Raw genomic sequence first — 14,944 nt, 5'->3', positions numbered from 1 at the left:
GGAGCACTCGCGACCCAACCGAGGGTCTCGATGACCACCCGACGGAGCTCTAGAACTACCAGAACAGCCGCGCCACACGGCTTGTGCCCCGCTACCGCGCGTGGCGGGCGGTAAGGCGTTCACGATTTGAGTTTCGAAAGATCACGATATATCGTAGAGTTATCTACTACGAAAGGATGCTGTCATGAACAAGCACAATCACACCCCGCACGGTCTCCCGCATCACCCAGACCGCGAGCACCACCACGACGACTTCCGGGAAGGGCCCGGCCCGACGGATGGCCCACGAGGCAGGCGTCGCGGCCCGTTCGGTGGGCACCCCCGTGGAGGCCCCGAGGGGCATGATCGTGGACACCGCCACGACCGCCAGTCACGTCGCCGCGGCGCCGTCCGAATCGCTGTCCTCCTGCTGCTCGCCGAGGAATCGATGCACGGCTATCAGCTGATGCAGACCATCGCCGAGCGCACCGACGGTGCGTGGTCACCCAGCCCGGGCGCCATCTACCCAACGCTCAGCCAGCTCGAGGACGAGGGCCTCGTCCACATCGACACCAGCGGTGGCCGCAAAGAGGTCTCCCTGACGGAAGCAGGCCGGCTCCATGTCCAGGAGCACCAGGCCGAGTGGCCCAACCCCTTGGCGACCGAGGACGGCCCCCGACTGCGAGAACTCATGCACTCGCTCGGCGAGGCTGTGCGTCAGGTCGGTCGCACCGGAACCGAAGCCCAACGCCAGCAGGCGGCCAAGGAACTCACTGATGTGCGCCGCCGCATCTATCTGATTCTCGCCGGGGAGGAGGGGTAGATCGATTCGTTCGTGAAAGCCGGCGGCATGGACCTGGGAACGAAGGTACCCCCAAGTAGTACTGAAAATCCGTCCCATGTTAGGTTTCTCAAAGTTCTATATTGAATCAAACTGATTTACTGCTGTATAGAAGGAAACCCATGCGACCCACCACGTTCACCCGCCGCTCCCTCATCGCTGCGCTCTCTGCGGTCCCCGCCGTCGCCCTCGTCGCAGGATGCTCCAACAATTCCAAGAGCTCCGCGTCAGAGAGCGCAGGTGGCGGAAACACAGGCAGCGGGAAGAAGCTCACGATCTTCGCAACCACCGGTTACCTGGCCGACGCGGCCAAGGTGCTCGATCCCGACGCCGAGATCACGACGATGGTCATGCCCGGTGGCGACCCCCACACCTACGAACCCACCACCCAGGACATCGAGAAGATGCAGTCCGCCGACGCAGTTTTCTCTTCCGGCGTGCACTTGGAAGCCAAGATGCTGACCCAGCTCGAATCCCTGGGTACCAAACACATCGCCGTCGGCGACAAGATCGACCAGAACGAGCTGCTGCCCTGGCCGGAGAAGGACGAGCAGGGCAACGACCTCCACGACCCGCACATCTGGAACAGCACCACGATCTGGCAGCAGGTCGTGACCCTGATGGCCGACCACCTCAAGAGCATCAACCCGGACAAGTCTGCCGACTACGACAAGAACGCAGAGGCCTACAAGAAACAGATTGAGGAAACCGACACCTGGGCCAAGCAGGAGACCGCGAAGATCCCCGAGGAGCGCCGGGTGCTGGTGACGGGCCATGACGCCTTCAACTACTTCGGGCGTGCCTACGGCATCGAAATCCACGCCACCGACTTCGTCACCTCGGAGGCCGACATGTCCGCCGATGACATCGCCGAGCTGGCCGATCTGATCGCGACACACAAGCTGCCCGTGATCTTCCAGGACAACCTCAAGAACCCCCAGGCGATCCAGTCCGTCAAGGAGGCCGTCGCCGCCAAGGGCTGGCAGGTTGAGGTTTCCGATCAGGAGCTCTACGCCGACTCCCTCGGCAGCGAGGCCGGCGTCGACTCCTACCTCGGGGTGTTGAAGCACAACGTCACCACCATCGTCGAGGCATTGAGCCGATGACCGCTGCCCTGAACGTATCCGGGCTGAGTTTCGCCTACCGCGACTCGCTGGTTCTGCGGGAGGTCACCCTCGACCTCCCGCAGGGAGTGGTACTGGGCGTCATCGGGCCCAACGGGGCAGGGAAGTCGACGCTGCTGAAGGCCGTGGTCGGGCTGCTGAAACCCGCGAAGGGAACCGTCGCCTGCTTCGGACAGCCGTTGCAGAAGGTGCGCCGCCGCGTCGGCTACATGCGGCAGGCCAGCAGCGTCGACTGGGACTTCCCGACCACGGTTAGCGACGTCGTCCTCATGGGCACCTACGGTGGCCTGGGATGGTTCCGTCGGCCCGGGACGAAAGAGCGCGACGTGGCGACCGCCGCACTGAAGCGGGTCGGTATCCCTCACCTGGCGCATCGGCCCATCAGTCAGCTCTCCGGAGGTGAGCGCCAACGCACCTTCCTGGCGCGGCTGCTGGCCCAGCAATCCGACCTGCTGCTCCTCGATGAGCCCTTCGCCGGGGTGGACGCCGCCAGCCAGGAAACCATCACGCGTGTGCTGCACGGGCTGCGCGACGAGGGACGTACCGTCGTCATCGTCCACCACGACCTGGCCACCGTTCCGACGCTGTGCGACTGGACCTGCCTGCTGAACCGGACCGTGATGGGTTTCGGCCCCACGAAGGATGTATTCACCGACGAGATGGTGAAACAGGCCTACGGGTTGGCGACGACATGAACCCCGCCGAGCTGCTGACGAACCACACCTACCGGATGATGCTGCTCGGCACCGTCATCATCGGGTTCACCACCGGGGCCATCGGCACCTTCGCATACCTGCGGAAACGCACCCTTCTGGCGGATGTCGTCTCCCATTCCTCCATCGGGGGAGTGATGCTGGCCTTCATCATCGCCGCCTCCTTTGGGATCGACGGTCGCAGCAACTGGGTGCTGATCCTCGGCTCCGCGGTGGTTTCCCTAGTCGCGGTGCAGCTGGTCGACTGGCTGCCCAAGGTTTCAGTGACGAAGGTGGACGCGGCAATGGCGATCGTGCTGGCGCTGTTCTTCGGGGGAGGCATGGTGCTGCACCGGGTCATCCTCGCCGGGTCCTACCCCAACAAGGGCGGGCTAGCCGAGTACCTGTTCGGTAACGCTTCCCACCTGACGAGCGAGGACATCGTCTCCAGCATCGTCGTTTCCCTCGCCACCTTCCTGGTGGCGGCCTTGGCGTTCAAGGAGCTGAAGCTGAGCTGCTTCGACCCGGAGTACGCGACGACACTGGGATTCTCGTCACGGCTGCTGTCGCTGCTGTTGAACGCGGTGGTGGTGCTGTCGATTGTGATCGGGCTCAAGGCCGTCGGGCTGGTGCTCATGGTGGCGCTGGCCATTGCCCCGCCGATCGCGGCCAGGCAATGGACCACACGCGTCGGCAGCATGCTGCTGCTATCGGGGCTGATCGGAGCCTTCAGCGCCCTCGTTGGATCGTGGCTGGCGGTTTCCATCGGTCGCGTGCCCACTGGACCCGTGATTGTGCTGGTGGTCACGGTCATCGCCCTCATCTCGATCCTGTTCGCCCCCAAACGCAGCCTCCTGCTCACGATCCGGGCGAGGCGCCTCCACAGTAAGGAGGTTGCGGCATGACCTTCGCGTTGTGGGTGATGATCCTCACCATCGTCACCGCCGTCACCTGCGCCCTGCCCGGGATCTGGCTGGTGTTGCGGAAGCAGTCGATGCTGACCGATGCCATCAGCCACGCCGTGCTGCCGGGCATCGTCATCGCAGCCGTGGCCACCGGAACCATCCAGTCGCCGTGGTCCATCGTCGGGGCAGCCGTGATGGGTACCGTCGTGGTGCTAGGGGCGGAACTGCTCGAATCGACGGGCCTGGTCTCTGGAGATGGCCCCCAGGGACTGGTGTTCCCGGCCCTGTTCAGCATCGGTGTACTGCTGCTCAGCACCCGGTTCAACGGGGTTCAGATCACGGAATCGGCGGTGCTTGTCGGCGACCTCAACCTGGCCGCCTTCCTGCCGTTGAAGATCGGCGGCACCATGCTTGGCCCACAGTACTTGTGGGTGATGGCGGGGGTACTGGTCCTGAACGTCGCGTACCTGACGGTGCTGCACACCCGGCTCAAACTGATCGCCTTCGACCCGGAACTGGCCCAGACCATGGGCATCCCGGTCAAGCGTCTGGGTCATCTGACCATGCTGGTGGTCTCGGTGACAATCACCGCCGCCTTCAACGCGGCGGGCGCGGTGCTGGTGATGGCGCTGATGATCGTCCCTGCAGCCATTGCGCAGCTGCTGTCCCACAGCATCCACAGCATGTACATCATCACCATCGGCGTCGCCGTCATCTATTCGGTGGTGGGATTCTGGACCGCCTACGTCCTCGACGTCTCCACCTCATCTGGGCTAGCGTTCTTCTACGGGATCATCTACCTGGCGGTGGTCGCAGTAACGATGGACAGGCGGAGATTCCGGACTCAGCGCATCAGATGAATCAGCGCGTAAGTGCCGTGCCTTGAAGCTGGTTGAGCCGGGTTGCGAGCGTCAGCGGGCTGCCCGGCTCAACCGGTTGTGGTGAGTGACCTCAGGGCTCGTTTCACGATTCGCTCTGTTTCGGGAGCCGGATCATCAGCCAACCAGGATGAGCAGAGTTCCCGTGCCCATTCGGGTCGGGTTTTTGCAGCATCATTGATCCAATTGGCCACCGAGTCCTGGACGTAGCGTGACGGATCTGCCCGGAGTGGATGCAGAATCGGACAACCCTGCTTTGGGTCGGATTTCAGCTCTTTGATGTGTGTGGCCCACACACCGCGGGGACGGAGAACCTCGCTGGCGAAACGTCTGATCCGTTCCGACGTTGACGCGGTCCACGGTACGAGCAATGCGATGCTCGCGCTCAGATCAGTTACCAGCGTGGGACGAGCGGCCATCCAGGCCCATTCCCGGACGGCGAAATGGGGATCGTCAGCGAAGGGTTGAATGCGTTCCAGTAGTGTCTCGGGTCCGATCTCCGAATCACTGGCCACAGCGAAACAGGCCCATCCACGAACAGTGTCCGATCGATGTGTGGCCAGGTCAGCCAGCTGTTCCAAGACCGGGTAAGAATCTCGAATCGCCGCCCCGATCCGTTGCATACGCTTGAGGATTCCCAGCGACTGCGCATCCGCGACGGCTGAACGAAGTTTTTCTCCGGCCTCCGGCAGGACATTGGCCAGCAGAACGCCATGGTCGATGGCGAGTGCTTCAGCGAGGGTGCCCGCCGAAGCACGTCCTTCCTGCAGCGCGGTCAGATGTTCTGGATCGATGTCGTCACGTCGTCCACCTGTCGAAGATCCCATCCCATGTCCTTTCTGTTGGACAAGAATTCGCCACAGCCGTTTGGGCCTGGCCGCGACAAAGGAACAAGGCCACCCCAACCAGCCGTGATCGTCTCAGCCCTCGAAGAGCTTGATGAGGTCCTTAGTGTACTGATCGCGTTCGTCCTCGAAGAGTTCATCGCGACCGAACCGGTCGACGATCTTCCCGCCGCGCAGCACGATGGAACGTTCGCTCATGAACTGCACCGCGCTGAGGTCGTGGGAGATGAACATCGACGACAGGCCGAGTTCCTCCTTCAGCTCCTGCAGCAGGTTCAGCACCCGGGCCTGAATGGAGACGTCGAGGCTAGCCGTGGGTTCGTCGAAGATCAGGAGAGTCGGCTCCACGCTGATGGCACGTGCGATTGCCACCCGCTGTTTCTCGCCCCCGCTGAGTTCGTGCGGTTTGCGATCCAGGCAGGAGACGGGCAGACGCACCAGGTCGACGAGCTGTTCGGCGACCTTCCGTTGCGTCCCCGGCTGCACGAAACTCGGTGAGACGAATCCCCGGGTGCGCAGTGGCTCCATGAGGGAGTCGTACATCGTCAGTCGCGAGTTGAACGAGCTCGCCGGGTTCTGGAACACCACCTGGAGGCGGCGACGGATGTCACGCAGCTCCTTGCCGCGACGCTGGAGGAGCGGTTCTCCCTCCAGCATCGCCCGACCTGCGGAGGCCGGTTCCAGGGTCAGCAGGCATTTGGCTAGCGTCGATTTGCCCGATCCGCTCTCCCCGACGACCCCGAGGCATTCGCCCTTGTTGATCGTGAATGACACCCCTTTGACGGCGTGGGTGCCGCCGGGATAGGTCTTGTGCAGGTCCTCGACCTCCAGGACGGGGGTTCCGGTCTTTCCTGCGGACTCGCGGATCTCCTCGACCGATTCGCTCATGAGCTGGCTCCTTCCGCGAAGACGGGGAGCCGGGACGGGATGTTGCGCAGCGGTGGGATGGCGGCGATCAGGTTGCGGGTGATCTGCTCCTTCGGGGATTCGAAGATCTCCTTCGTGGCTCCCCGTTCCTTGATTTCGCCATCCTGCATGATGACCATCCGGTCGGCGAACCGGCTCAGCACCCGCAGGTTGTGGGTGATGAACAGCACCGCGCAGCCCTCCTGTTTCTGGATCTCCGCGATCTGGTCGAGCACCAGCGACGCGTTGACCGCGTCGAGGGCCGTGGTGGGTTCGTCGGCGATGATCAGCTTGGGTTTCAGCAGGATCGCAGCCGCGAGGGCGGCACGCTGCAGCTGCCCGCCGCTGACCTGGAACGGGTAGCGCTTCAGCAGTTCGGCAGGGAGCTGTAATTGTTCGAGGACCTCAGCGGCCCGTTTCCCCCGACGCTTCGCATCCCAGTCGGTGTGGCTGCGCATCACCTCGTCGAGCTGCCGCCCGATCCGGTAGTACGGCGAGAACGCCGCCTGATAGTCCTGGAAGACATAGGCGATGTCGTTGCCGCGCAGCTGTCGCATCTCCTCTTTCGAGAGGCTCAGCAGGTCCTTGTCGCTAAAGCGCATGGCCTTGGCGTGACGTCTCAGCCCGCGCGGCAGCAGGTCGGCGATGGAGAAGGCCGTCAGGGACTTGCCCGACCCGCTCTCCCCGACGACGGCCAGCCACTCACCGGTTTCGATGCGCAGGTCGATGCCGTGCACCAGCTCCCTGGTGCGGGTCGTGACGCGCAGGTCGTCGATCCTAAGCAGCGACACCGGTCTCCTCCTTCCGTTCCCCGGAGATGGCGTAGAGGCTCTGCAACTGGTCGCCGAGCCAGTTCGCGGCGCACACCACCAGGAAGATCGCCAGGCCGGGCGCCACCATGAGGTGTGGGGCCTGGGTGAAGAACATCTGGGCCTCGTTGAGCATGGCACCCCACTCGGCGGAGGGAAGCTGCACACCCAACCCCAGGTAGGACAGCGATGCCACGAGCAGGATCACCTTGCCGATGTCAACCGTCGCCAGAGCCATGACCGGGCCGACGATGTGCGGCAGCAGGTGACGGCGCATGATCGAGAAGGTGGAGGCCCCGCTGATGATGGAGACCATCAGGTAGTCCTTCGCCTTCTCCTGCATGACGACGCTCCTGGCCAGACGGGTGTAGCCCACCCACTTGATGATGAGGATGGCCAGCAGCAGGTTCCCGAATCCCTGACCCATCAAGCCGGCGATAATCATGGCGACGATGTACTCCGGCAACGCCAGGAAAATGTCGACGACCCGCATCAGGGCCCAGTCGGTCCGTCCGCCCAGGTAGCCGGACAGCAGACCCAGCGGAACCCCGATCAGGATGGAGAGCCCCAGCGCCATCGCGCTGAGTCCCACCGTGGTGAGACCGCCGGTCAGGATGCGAGAGAACACGTCGCGGCCCAGGTCGTCGGTCCCGAGCCAGTGGGCGGTGCTCGGTCCTTGGAGCTTGTCGGCTGTCGCGGTGAGGTTGGGATCCTGCGGCGCGATCCAGGGGCCGATGATCAGCAGTCCCAGGAACACCGCGACCGCGATCATGACGATTCGTTTTCCAGTGCTCATGCCTTCTTCCCCTTGAGCGCGATGGCGGGATCCAGCCAGCGGTAGGACAGGTCCACCAGCCCGTTGATGAGGAAGACCACGATGCCGATCAGCAGGATGAAGGCCTGGATCGTGGGGTAGTCACGTTTGGTCAGGGAGTCGAGCACCAGCATGCCGATGCCCGGGATGGCAAAAATCTTCTCCACCACCACAGTGCCCCCGAGGAGACTCCCGAAACTCATGCCCATGATGGTGACCAGGGGAATGAGACTGGCCCGCAGCACATGCTTGCCGAAGACCGTCGACTCGGGCAGCCCGCGCGACCGCGATGCGCGGACGAAATCTGCCTCCTGCGCCTCGACGAGGCTGTTGCGAAACACCTTCACGTAGGGCGGCACGATGGCGATGGTCATGCAGACGATGGGCATCACCAGGCCGCCGGGTCGCGTCGCCTGGGAGGGCAGCAGCTTGAGGCCGATCGCAAACACGTTCAGCAACAGCAGACCCAGCCAGAATGTGGGCATGGAGGAAGAGATCAGGGTGATTCCCTGGGCCAGGCGGTCCGGCCATTTCCCGACGTGGCGGGCCGCCAGGGTGCCCAACAGACCGGCGATGATGAAGGCGGCCACCAGGGACCACCCGGCCAGGATGAGCGTGCTGGGGAAGGCGTTGGCGATCCCCTCGATGACCGGTTTCCCGGTCATCGAGGAGGTGCCGAAGTTCAGCCTCAGCAGGTTCATCAGGTAGGCGGAGTACTGCTCCCAGATGGGGGCGTCCAGGCCGCGTTCCTTCCGGAGGGCTTCGATGTCACTTTGGGTGACTTCGATGGTGTCCATCCGCAGCAGCGAGCGGGTCTCGTCGCCGGGCGCCAGCTTCACCACCAGGAAACTGACCACCGTCAGCAGCAGGACGAAGACCGCGACCTCGACCAGTCTGATCAACCATTTCTTCATGGCTCAGGAGATGTCCAGGTCCTTGGTGATCATCTGGAACTCGAACTCATTGCCGGGGGTCACCCAGCCGGTCACGGTCTTCTTGCTGGCGCTGGTCTCGTAGGGAGCAGTGATGTAGGAGTTGTAGTACTTGGTGTCGATGTACTGGGCGATCTCCTTAGCCAGCGTGGTGCGAGCGGTGGTGTCGACCTCGGTGTTGTACTTCTCCAGCTTGGCCAGCAGCTCGGGATCGTTGAGTTTGCCGTGGTTCTGGGCCGCCCCCTCACCGAACGAGCTGTTGAGGAAGAAGGACCCATCGCCACGGGTGATGGTCAGCAGCGAGTAGGTTGTGAGGTCCCAGTCGTTCTGCGGGAGGTATTCGTCGATGTTGTCGGCCTTAGTGATCTGCATGTCGATGCCGACCTTGCGGGCCTGATCCTGGACGACCTGCGCGATCTTCGGCAGTTCGGGGCGGGCTTCGTAGGTGACGAGCTTGAGGGTGAGCGGCTGACCGTCCCGGGTCACCTTGCCGTCGCTGACCTGGAGGCCGGCCGCCTCGAAGTGCTTGAGGGCCTCCTCGGTGCTGAACGGATGGGCCGCCACATTCGGGGAGATCGGGTAGTCACCAGGGAAGACGTCGTAAGCCACCTCGGCCTGACCACCCATGACATCCTTGACGATGGATTCACGATCCATCAGCGCGTCGATGCCCTTGCGGAACTCCTCGTTGCCCCAGAGCGCGGCATTGGAACCGGAGTAGTTGTAGAGCATGTGGTAGACGCGGGTGCCGGGCCTGCTGTCGACCTGAAGCGTGGAGTCGCCCTGGAGAGTGCTCAGGGAGTCCAAAGAGGGGCGATAGATGACGTCGGCATCTCCGGCCTGGAGGGCCGACCTGCGACCGTTGGCATCTTTGTTGGCGGTCATGACGACGCGGTCGAGCTTCGCCTTGCCGTCGTAGTAGTCGTCGTTGCGCACCAGCACGGCCTCACCGTTGATGTCGAAGCTCTCGAACTTGAACGCGCCCGTCCCGATGGGGAAATTGGAGTCCGCGGCGGAGATGTCGACGATCACTGCGTTGTAGTGCACCAGGCTGGACGGCAGGGCCGGGTAGACGGTTTCAGTGACGATCTTCAACGTGTACTGATCCGTCGCCTCAATGGACTGGATCCGCAGCGCCTTCTTGATGCCGGGGTTGACCTTTATCGAGTTTTCAAGGCTGGCCTTGACCTTCTCGGCGGTCATCTCGGTGCCGTTGTGGAACTTGACCCCCTTGCGGAGGGTGAAGGTCCAGTTCTGGGCATCGGCGCTTTCCCACTTCTCGGCCAGCCAGGGGCGGATCTGCAGGGTCTGGGGATCGACACCCACGAGGGTCTCGACCGTTCCGGAGCTGAAGATGAAGGCGGTCTGGTTCTGATGGGCGTCGGTGCTCTCGGCGGCGAGGACGGTGATGAGCTTCAGGGTTTTGCCCTCCGTCGATGCCTGGTTCGAGGGAAGACCACAGGCGCTGAACAGCAGGGTGACGGCGGTCAGAGCCGCGGCCAGCCACGTGGCGGGGCGTGTGAGCATGTCGGGTGCAGCCTTTCGTCGGGTAGCGGCGTTGGTGGTGCCCAGGTTGTCCGACGGTGCTGCCACGACTGCTCCATCACGATGATTCCGCGAGACGCGCTGGGCGCACCCGGGACATCGCCGCTCCGAAGCCTAACCGCGAAGCCCGTCGACGTCGCGAACTGGCTGTCTTCGGACTCAGGATCATCCTCCGCCGACACCTTCCCAGGATTTCTCCCAGTGGCATGTTGCCGGCCTCGTCACCTTCACCGCTGCGCGTCAGTCCCGGAGTCTCACCGGGTTCCGTGGTGAGTGGGATCACTCCCCACCAGCTCGCAGGCAGAGCGTAACATGGTGTGACTCTTAATCTCCACTGTAACGAGAATCGATATCGATTCTTCCGCGTGACGTCCCCTGTGACGCACGATCCGCTCACACCTCAGGTCGAGCGGAAACGTCCCTCATCTCCTCAAGCTCATGCTCGCGCCGGCGAATACGATCACCACGAACACAATTGACAAAGTTCCCAGAACCATGCCGAGGGTCGCGAGACCGCGACCGCCCATGCCAGTTTCATCTGTGTTCGACCTGCCTTTGGCCCCGCACACGATCGCGATGACACCAGTGATACCAAACAACGGAAACAATAAGGCGATAACCCCTGCGATGGCGCTACCCACGCACATCGAGTCGGTCCCTGCTTGCTGGGTCGGGTAAAGGTTGCTGTTATTGTCATTTGATCCCCCGGGCGTAGTGCTCCCGCACTCGGAGCAAAACCTACTGCTCGATGAGATGTATCCGTCACATTCCTTGCAGTGCATGGGATTCCTTCAGGTCGAATGTCCTTGGTCGCTTCGCCGTGAAGCGCTCTTAAAAAAGGGTAACAAAGGCACGGCTCATGGAATGTTGGACCAAATTCAGGCTATCGCGACAGCTTCGGCGACGATTTGCTCGGAAGACCTACAAGATACCCATGACTTCCACCACCCGGGGGTTCCGGCACGGTGTGGGCCTAGCTGGACTTGAACCAGCGACCTCATCCTTATCAGGGATGCGCTCTAACCGCCTGAGCTATAGGCCCGTTGTCAACGACGCTGAACTTTACAACACCCGTCGTTGACCTGACAAGTTGGTTTTCAGTCCTCCGCGAGAGTGACCTCAAGACCACCGATGACGGCCGCCGCCAGGTTGTACAGGAAGGCGAACAACGTCGAGACAGCAGTGATGAGGACGACGTTCAACGCCGCCAGGACCGCGGAGAGCCCGATGACCCGTCCGGCGTTGATGTAGTCCTCGATGTTGAACTTGGTACCGGAGTCACCGATCAGCTGAGTCATGGTCGAGTTGATGGACTGGAGCGCGCCGGAACCTGCCACGACACCCCACAGGACGGCGACGATGACCACGAGCATGATCCCGAAGGCGATGGAGAACAGGAACGTGGTCTTCATCACCGACCAGGGATCTACGCGGGAGATGCGCAGCCTGGCCTTGCGGGTACGACGCGCCTCGCCGACCTTCGACAGCCTTCCCTCGGGTTTGTGTGACTTGTCCCTGGTGGTCGAGTTACTCGATGCGGCAGCCGCGGGGGCGGCGGACCAGGGAGCGGCCTTGGCCGATGCGGCAGCAGCACCCGCACTCGCACCCACGCCGCCCTGCGATGCTGATCTCCCAGTTTGGGAGCCGGGTAGGGCAGCCCTGGCCTGGTGCGGCATTGGCCGAGGGGTCCTCTGGGCAGGTTTGCCAGCCTGTCCCGCTTCCGGAAGCGCCTGGGGGGCGCCCTTGGGTCCAGCTTGGTTCTTGCCGCCCTGTCCTGCTTTTCCACCGGCTTTGCTCACCTGTTTGACGCTCTGGCCAGGAATTGCGAGCTCCTGACTCGGACGATCCTTCACAGTGGGGCTCTGCGCTGTCTTCTCAGTCGCTTTTTCGCGGGAGATGGCAGCATCGAGACGCGGGGTCGCGGACTTCTTCGTGGCCTTCTCGGCCTTCTTGGCCTCATCCGGGCCATCGTCGGTTTTCTCGTCCTCGTTCTCCGGCAGTGACTTGGGGCCGAAACTCACGCCCGGCTTCCCATCCGCTCCGGGCCAATGGGGAGACTTGTCACTCATCGCCGCTTACCTCCTCGGCCTCCTCGGCCATCTCGACTGCTGTCTGGTTCACCGTACCCGGTTCCCCAGTCGTTTCCGCACTCGTATCAGGCAGCTCAGCCGCGGCCTCGGGGTATAGGGCGATCGCCGCGACGGCGTCGTCGCCCTTGACACCGACGAATTTGACCCCCATGGTGTCGCGTCCTTTGACGGGAACATCGGCGACAGCCGAACGGACGACCTGGCCCGATTGTTTGATCGAGATCACCTCATCGCCATCACCCACGATCAATCCACCGACCAGAGATCCGCGGTCGTCGGACAGACGCATGGCCTTGATGCCGAGGCCACCGCGGCCCTGCTGACGGTACTCGCCGACAGCGGTGCGCTTCGCGAAACCCCCGTCGGTGACGGTGAACACGAACCGGCCATCGAGATCGTCGTCACCGCCCAGCACCGCCATGGACAGCAGCTCGTCGCCGTCCCGGAACCGCATCCCGGTCACCCCGGAGGTCACGCGACCCATGGGGCGCAGCTGGTCGTCGGAAGCCTGGAAGCGAATGGCCTGGCCCTTCCGGGAGATCAGCAGCACATCGTCGATGGAGGAGCACAGCGACGCCCCGATCAGCTCGTCGCCCTCCTCGCGGAAATTGATGGCGATCAGGCCCGCCTGTCGTGGCGAGTCGTAGGAGCTGAGCGCGGTCTTCTTGACGAAACCCCTGCGGGTGGCCAGCAACAGGTAGGGGGCGTCGTCGTAGGACCGCAGCGTCAACACTTGCGCGATGTGCTCATCCGGCAGGAAACTGAGCAGCCCGGCGACGTGCCCGCCCTTCGCGTCCCGACCGGCCTCGGGAAGTTGCCACACCTTCGCCCGGTACACCCGACCCAGGTTGGTGAAGAACAGCAGCCACTCGTGGTTGGTGGCCTTGAACAGGTGCGCCACCTCGTCATCAGCTCGCAGGGTGGCGCCACGGACCCCCCTACCGCCGCGTTTCTGCACCCGGTACTGGTCGGCGCGGGTGCGTTTGGCGTAGCCGCCGTGGGTGATGGTGACCACGACGTCCTCGTCGGCGATGAAATCCTCTTCGGAGAAGTCGCCGTCGGCCGCGACGATGCGGGTGCGCCGTTCGTCGCCGTACTTGTCGGTGATCTCCTGCAGTTCGGCGCCGATGATGGCACGCTGCCGGGCCTCGGAGGCGAGGATGTCCTTGAGGTCGGCGATGAGCCGTTCGATCTCGGCCAGCCGGTCGATGATCCGCTGGATCTCCATCGACGCGAGTCGCCGCAGCTGCTGGTCGAGGATGAAACGGGCCTGGAGTTCGTCGATGTCGAGGAGCTTCTGGAGGCCCTGCGAGGCCTCCTCGGCGGTGCGGGAGGCCCGGATCAGCGCGATGACCTCGTCGAGCATGTTGAGGGCCTTGACCAGGCCGCGATCCAGGTGGGCGCGTTTCTCGGCGTCGGCGAGCTGGAAGGCGGTGCGGCGGCGAATGACCTCGATCTGATGTTTGATCCACTGCGCGATGAACTGGTCGAGCCGCAGGGTGCGGGGCACGTCGTCGACGAGCGCCAGCATGTTGCAGCCGAAGGTGTCCTGCAGCGCGGTGTGCTTGTACAGGTTGTTCATCACGACCCGCGGCTGGGCATCGCGTTTCAGCACGATCACCAGCCGCAGGCCGGTGCGGGCGGAGGTGTCGTCGCGGATGTCCGAGATGCCGGTGAGGCGCCCCGAGTTCACCAGTTCCGCGATCTTGGTCGCCAGGTTGTCGGGGTTGCACATGTAGGGCAGCTGCGTGATCGCGATGCGCTGGCGTCCGGAGGAGTCCTCCTCCAGCTCCATGACGGCCCGCATGATCACCGATCCACGTCCCGTGCGGTAGGCGTCCTCGATGCCGCGCCGCCCGACGATCAAACCGCCGCCGGGGAAATCGGGACCCTGGATGCGGGCCATCGCGGCCTCGAGGAGTTCCTCCCTGGTGGCGTCGGGGTGGGTCAGTGCCCACTGGACGGCGTCGTTGACCTCGCGCAGGTTGTGGGTGGGGATGTTGGTGGCCATGCCCACCGCGATGCCCGTGGATCCGTTCACGAGGAGGTTCGGGAACCGCGCCGGAAGCACCGTCGGCTCGGAGTCGCGGTTGTCGTAGTTGGGTTTGAAGTCGACGGTGTCTTGTTCGATGTCGCGGACCATCTCGACAGCCAGCGGCGCCATCTTGCACTCGGTGTAGCGCATGGCGGCTGCCTTGTCGTTGCCTTGGGAACCGAAGTTGCCCTGCCCTGCGACGAGGGGATGCCGCATCGCCCACGGCTGCGCCAGGCGCACCAGGGCGTCGTAGATGGCACTGTCGCCGTGGGGGTGGTAGAGGCCCATGACGTCGCCGACCACGCGGGAACACTTGTTCCAGCCCCGGTCGGGCCGGTATCCGCCGTCCCACATCGCGTACAGGACGCGGCGGTGCACGGGTTTGAGACCGTCGCGCACGTCCGGGAGGGCGCGCCCCACGATCACGGACATGGCGTAGTCGAGATAGGACTTCTGGATCTCTACCTGGAGATCGACGGGGGTGGTGTGCCCCTGCATCTTCTGTTCGAGGCCCTGCGCCTCGGCCTCGAGCTGTTCGTCGACGCCCTC

14 protein-coding genes, 1 tRNA gene and 1 riboswitch are annotated in these 14,944 nt (G+C 63.6%); of the genes, 5 read left to right on the top strand and 10 right to left on the bottom strand.

All coding sequences use genetic code 11. From position 1 onward, the window contains the following. Positions 1–184: 184 nt before the first annotated feature. The 5 genes from V7R84_RS00175 to V7R84_RS00155 all read left to right on the top strand — a co-directional run bounded on the left by V7R84_RS00175 (position 185) and on the right by V7R84_RS00155 (position 4,401). Positions 185–802 carry a PadR family transcriptional regulator gene (locus V7R84_RS00175; RefSeq protein WP_338570796.1) on the top strand — a complete coding sequence of 206 codons (618 nt, stop codon included), beginning with the start codon at positions 185–187 and terminating at the stop codon, positions 800–802. A 140-nt stretch (positions 803–942) separates the two neighbouring features. Continuing rightward, a complete protein-coding gene (locus tag V7R84_RS00170) occupies positions 943–1,926 on the top strand; it encodes a metal ABC transporter solute-binding protein, Zn/Mn family (RefSeq protein ID WP_338570794.1) in 984 nt (327 codons plus the stop codon). Continuing rightward, positions 1,923–2,639 (top strand): metal ABC transporter ATP-binding protein, encoded by a 717-nt coding sequence (locus V7R84_RS00165; protein ID WP_338570793.1) that lies wholly within the window; start codon positions 1,923–1,925, stop codon positions 2,637–2,639. The genes V7R84_RS00170 and V7R84_RS00165 overlap by 4 nt, the downstream gene beginning before the upstream one ends. Further along, positions 2,636–3,541, top strand: a complete 906-nt coding sequence (locus V7R84_RS00160; RefSeq protein ID WP_338570791.1) for a metal ABC transporter permease — start codon at positions 2,636–2,638, stop codon at positions 3,539–3,541. Before V7R84_RS00165 ends, V7R84_RS00160 begins: the two co-directional genes overlap by 4 nt. Further along, positions 3,538–4,401 carry a metal ABC transporter permease gene (locus V7R84_RS00155; RefSeq protein ID WP_338570788.1) on the top strand — a complete coding sequence of 288 codons (864 nt, stop codon included), beginning with the start codon at positions 3,538–3,540 and terminating at the stop codon, positions 4,399–4,401. The genes V7R84_RS00160 and V7R84_RS00155 overlap by 4 nt, the downstream gene beginning before the upstream one ends. 68 nt (positions 4,402–4,469) lie before the next feature. Here the strand turns inward: V7R84_RS00155 and V7R84_RS00150 are convergent, their stop codons facing one another. The 10 genes from V7R84_RS00150 to gyrA all read right to left on the bottom strand — a co-directional run bounded on the left by V7R84_RS00150 (position 4,470) and on the right by gyrA (position 14,893). After that, complete coding sequence (locus tag V7R84_RS00150; protein ID WP_338570786.1) at positions 4,470–5,246, bottom strand: HEAT repeat domain-containing protein; 777 nt, start codon at positions 5,244–5,246, stop codon at positions 4,470–4,472. 93 nt (positions 5,247–5,339) lie between these two features. Then, positions 5,340–6,152 (bottom strand): dipeptide/oligopeptide/nickel ABC transporter ATP-binding protein, encoded by an 813-nt coding sequence (locus tag V7R84_RS00145; RefSeq protein ID WP_338570783.1) that lies wholly within the window; start codon positions 6,150–6,152, stop codon positions 5,340–5,342. Beyond that, positions 6,149–6,961 (bottom strand): ABC transporter ATP-binding protein, encoded by an 813-nt coding sequence (locus V7R84_RS00140; protein ID WP_338570782.1) that lies wholly within the window; start codon positions 6,959–6,961, stop codon positions 6,149–6,151. The genes V7R84_RS00145 and V7R84_RS00140 overlap by 4 nt, the downstream gene beginning before the upstream one ends. Then, positions 6,948–7,775, bottom strand: a complete 828-nt coding sequence (gene nikC / locus V7R84_RS00135) for a nickel transporter permease (protein ID WP_338570780.1) — start codon at positions 7,773–7,775, stop codon at positions 6,948–6,950. The genes V7R84_RS00140 and nikC overlap by 14 nt, the downstream gene beginning before the upstream one ends. Next, a complete protein-coding gene (locus V7R84_RS00130) occupies positions 7,772–8,707 on the bottom strand; it encodes an ABC transporter permease (protein ID WP_338570777.1) in 936 nt (311 codons plus the stop codon). Before V7R84_RS00130 ends, nikC begins: the two co-directional genes overlap by 4 nt. Before the next feature lie 3 nt (positions 8,708–8,710). Then, entirely contained in the window at positions 8,711–10,318 is a 1,608-nt protein-coding gene (locus V7R84_RS00125) for an ABC transporter substrate-binding protein (RefSeq protein ID WP_338570776.1), read from the bottom strand. 79 nt (positions 10,319–10,397) lie between these two features. Next, positions 10,398–10,579, bottom strand: a riboswitch (cobalamin riboswitch). A 113-nt stretch (positions 10,580–10,692) separates the two neighbouring features. Beyond that, positions 10,693–10,917: a DUF4190 domain-containing protein gene (locus V7R84_RS15370; RefSeq protein WP_412728068.1), complete on the bottom strand. Its 225-nt coding sequence runs from the start codon at positions 10,915–10,917 to the stop codon at positions 10,693–10,695. Positions 10,918–11,238: 321 nt separating this feature from the next. Further along, a tRNA-Ile gene (locus tag V7R84_RS00120) sits at positions 11,239–11,312 on the bottom strand. Between the two features lie 55 nt (positions 11,313–11,367). Beyond that, positions 11,368–12,339 carry a DUF3566 domain-containing protein gene (locus V7R84_RS00115; RefSeq protein ID WP_338570774.1) on the bottom strand — a complete coding sequence of 324 codons (972 nt, stop codon included), beginning with the start codon at positions 12,337–12,339 and terminating at the stop codon, positions 11,368–11,370. After that, positions 12,332–14,893 (bottom strand): DNA gyrase subunit A, encoded by a 2,562-nt coding sequence (gene gyrA / locus V7R84_RS00110; RefSeq protein WP_412728125.1) that lies wholly within the window; start codon positions 14,891–14,893, stop codon positions 12,332–12,334. The genes V7R84_RS00115 and gyrA overlap by 8 nt, the downstream gene beginning before the upstream one ends. Positions 14,894–14,944: the final 51 nt, after the last annotated feature.

The sequence above is a fragment of the Arachnia propionica genome (genome assembly GCF_037055325.1).
Taxonomy (GTDB): Bacteria; Actinomycetota; Actinomycetes; order Propionibacteriales; family Propionibacteriaceae; genus Arachnia.
Note: the sequence above shows the minus strand (reverse complement) of the source record. Positions and strands in the feature narration are given on the sequence as shown.

Coding starts and splice junctions, on each gene's coding strand:
- V7R84_RS00175 (WP_338570796.1), top strand. CDS start 185: ATGAACAAGCACAATCACACCCCGCACGGTCTCCCGCATCACCCAGAC.
- V7R84_RS00170 (WP_338570794.1), top strand. CDS start 943: ATGCGACCCACCACGTTCACCCGCCGCTCCCTCATCGCTGCGCTCTCT.
- V7R84_RS00165 (WP_338570793.1), top strand. CDS start 1,923: ATGACCGCTGCCCTGAACGTATCCGGGCTGAGTTTCGCCTACCGCGAC.
- V7R84_RS00160 (WP_338570791.1), top strand. CDS start 2,636: ATGAACCCCGCCGAGCTGCTGACGAACCACACCTACCGGATGATGCTG.
- V7R84_RS00155 (WP_338570788.1), top strand. CDS start 3,538: ATGACCTTCGCGTTGTGGGTGATGATCCTCACCATCGTCACCGCCGTC.
- V7R84_RS00150 (WP_338570786.1), bottom strand. CDS start 5,246: ATGGGATCTTCGACAGGTGGACGACGTGACGACATCGATCCAGAACAT.
- V7R84_RS00145 (WP_338570783.1), bottom strand. CDS start 6,152: ATGAGCGAATCGGTCGAGGAGATCCGCGAGTCCGCAGGAAAGACCGGA.
- nikC (WP_338570780.1), bottom strand. CDS start 7,775: ATGAGCACTGGAAAACGAATCGTCATGATCGCGGTCGCGGTGTTCCTG.
- V7R84_RS00130 (WP_338570777.1), bottom strand. CDS start 8,707: ATGAAGAAATGGTTGATCAGACTGGTCGAGGTCGCGGTCTTCGTCCTG.
- V7R84_RS15370 (WP_412728068.1), bottom strand. CDS start 10,917: ATGTGCGTGGGTAGCGCCATCGCAGGGGTTATCGCCTTATTGTTTCCG.
- V7R84_RS00115 (WP_338570774.1), bottom strand. CDS start 12,339: ATGAGTGACAAGTCTCCCCATTGGCCCGGAGCGGATGGGAAGCCGGGC.
- gyrA (WP_412728125.1), bottom strand. CDS start 14,893: ATGCAGGGGCACACCACCCCCGTCGATCTCCAGGTAGAGATCCAGAAG.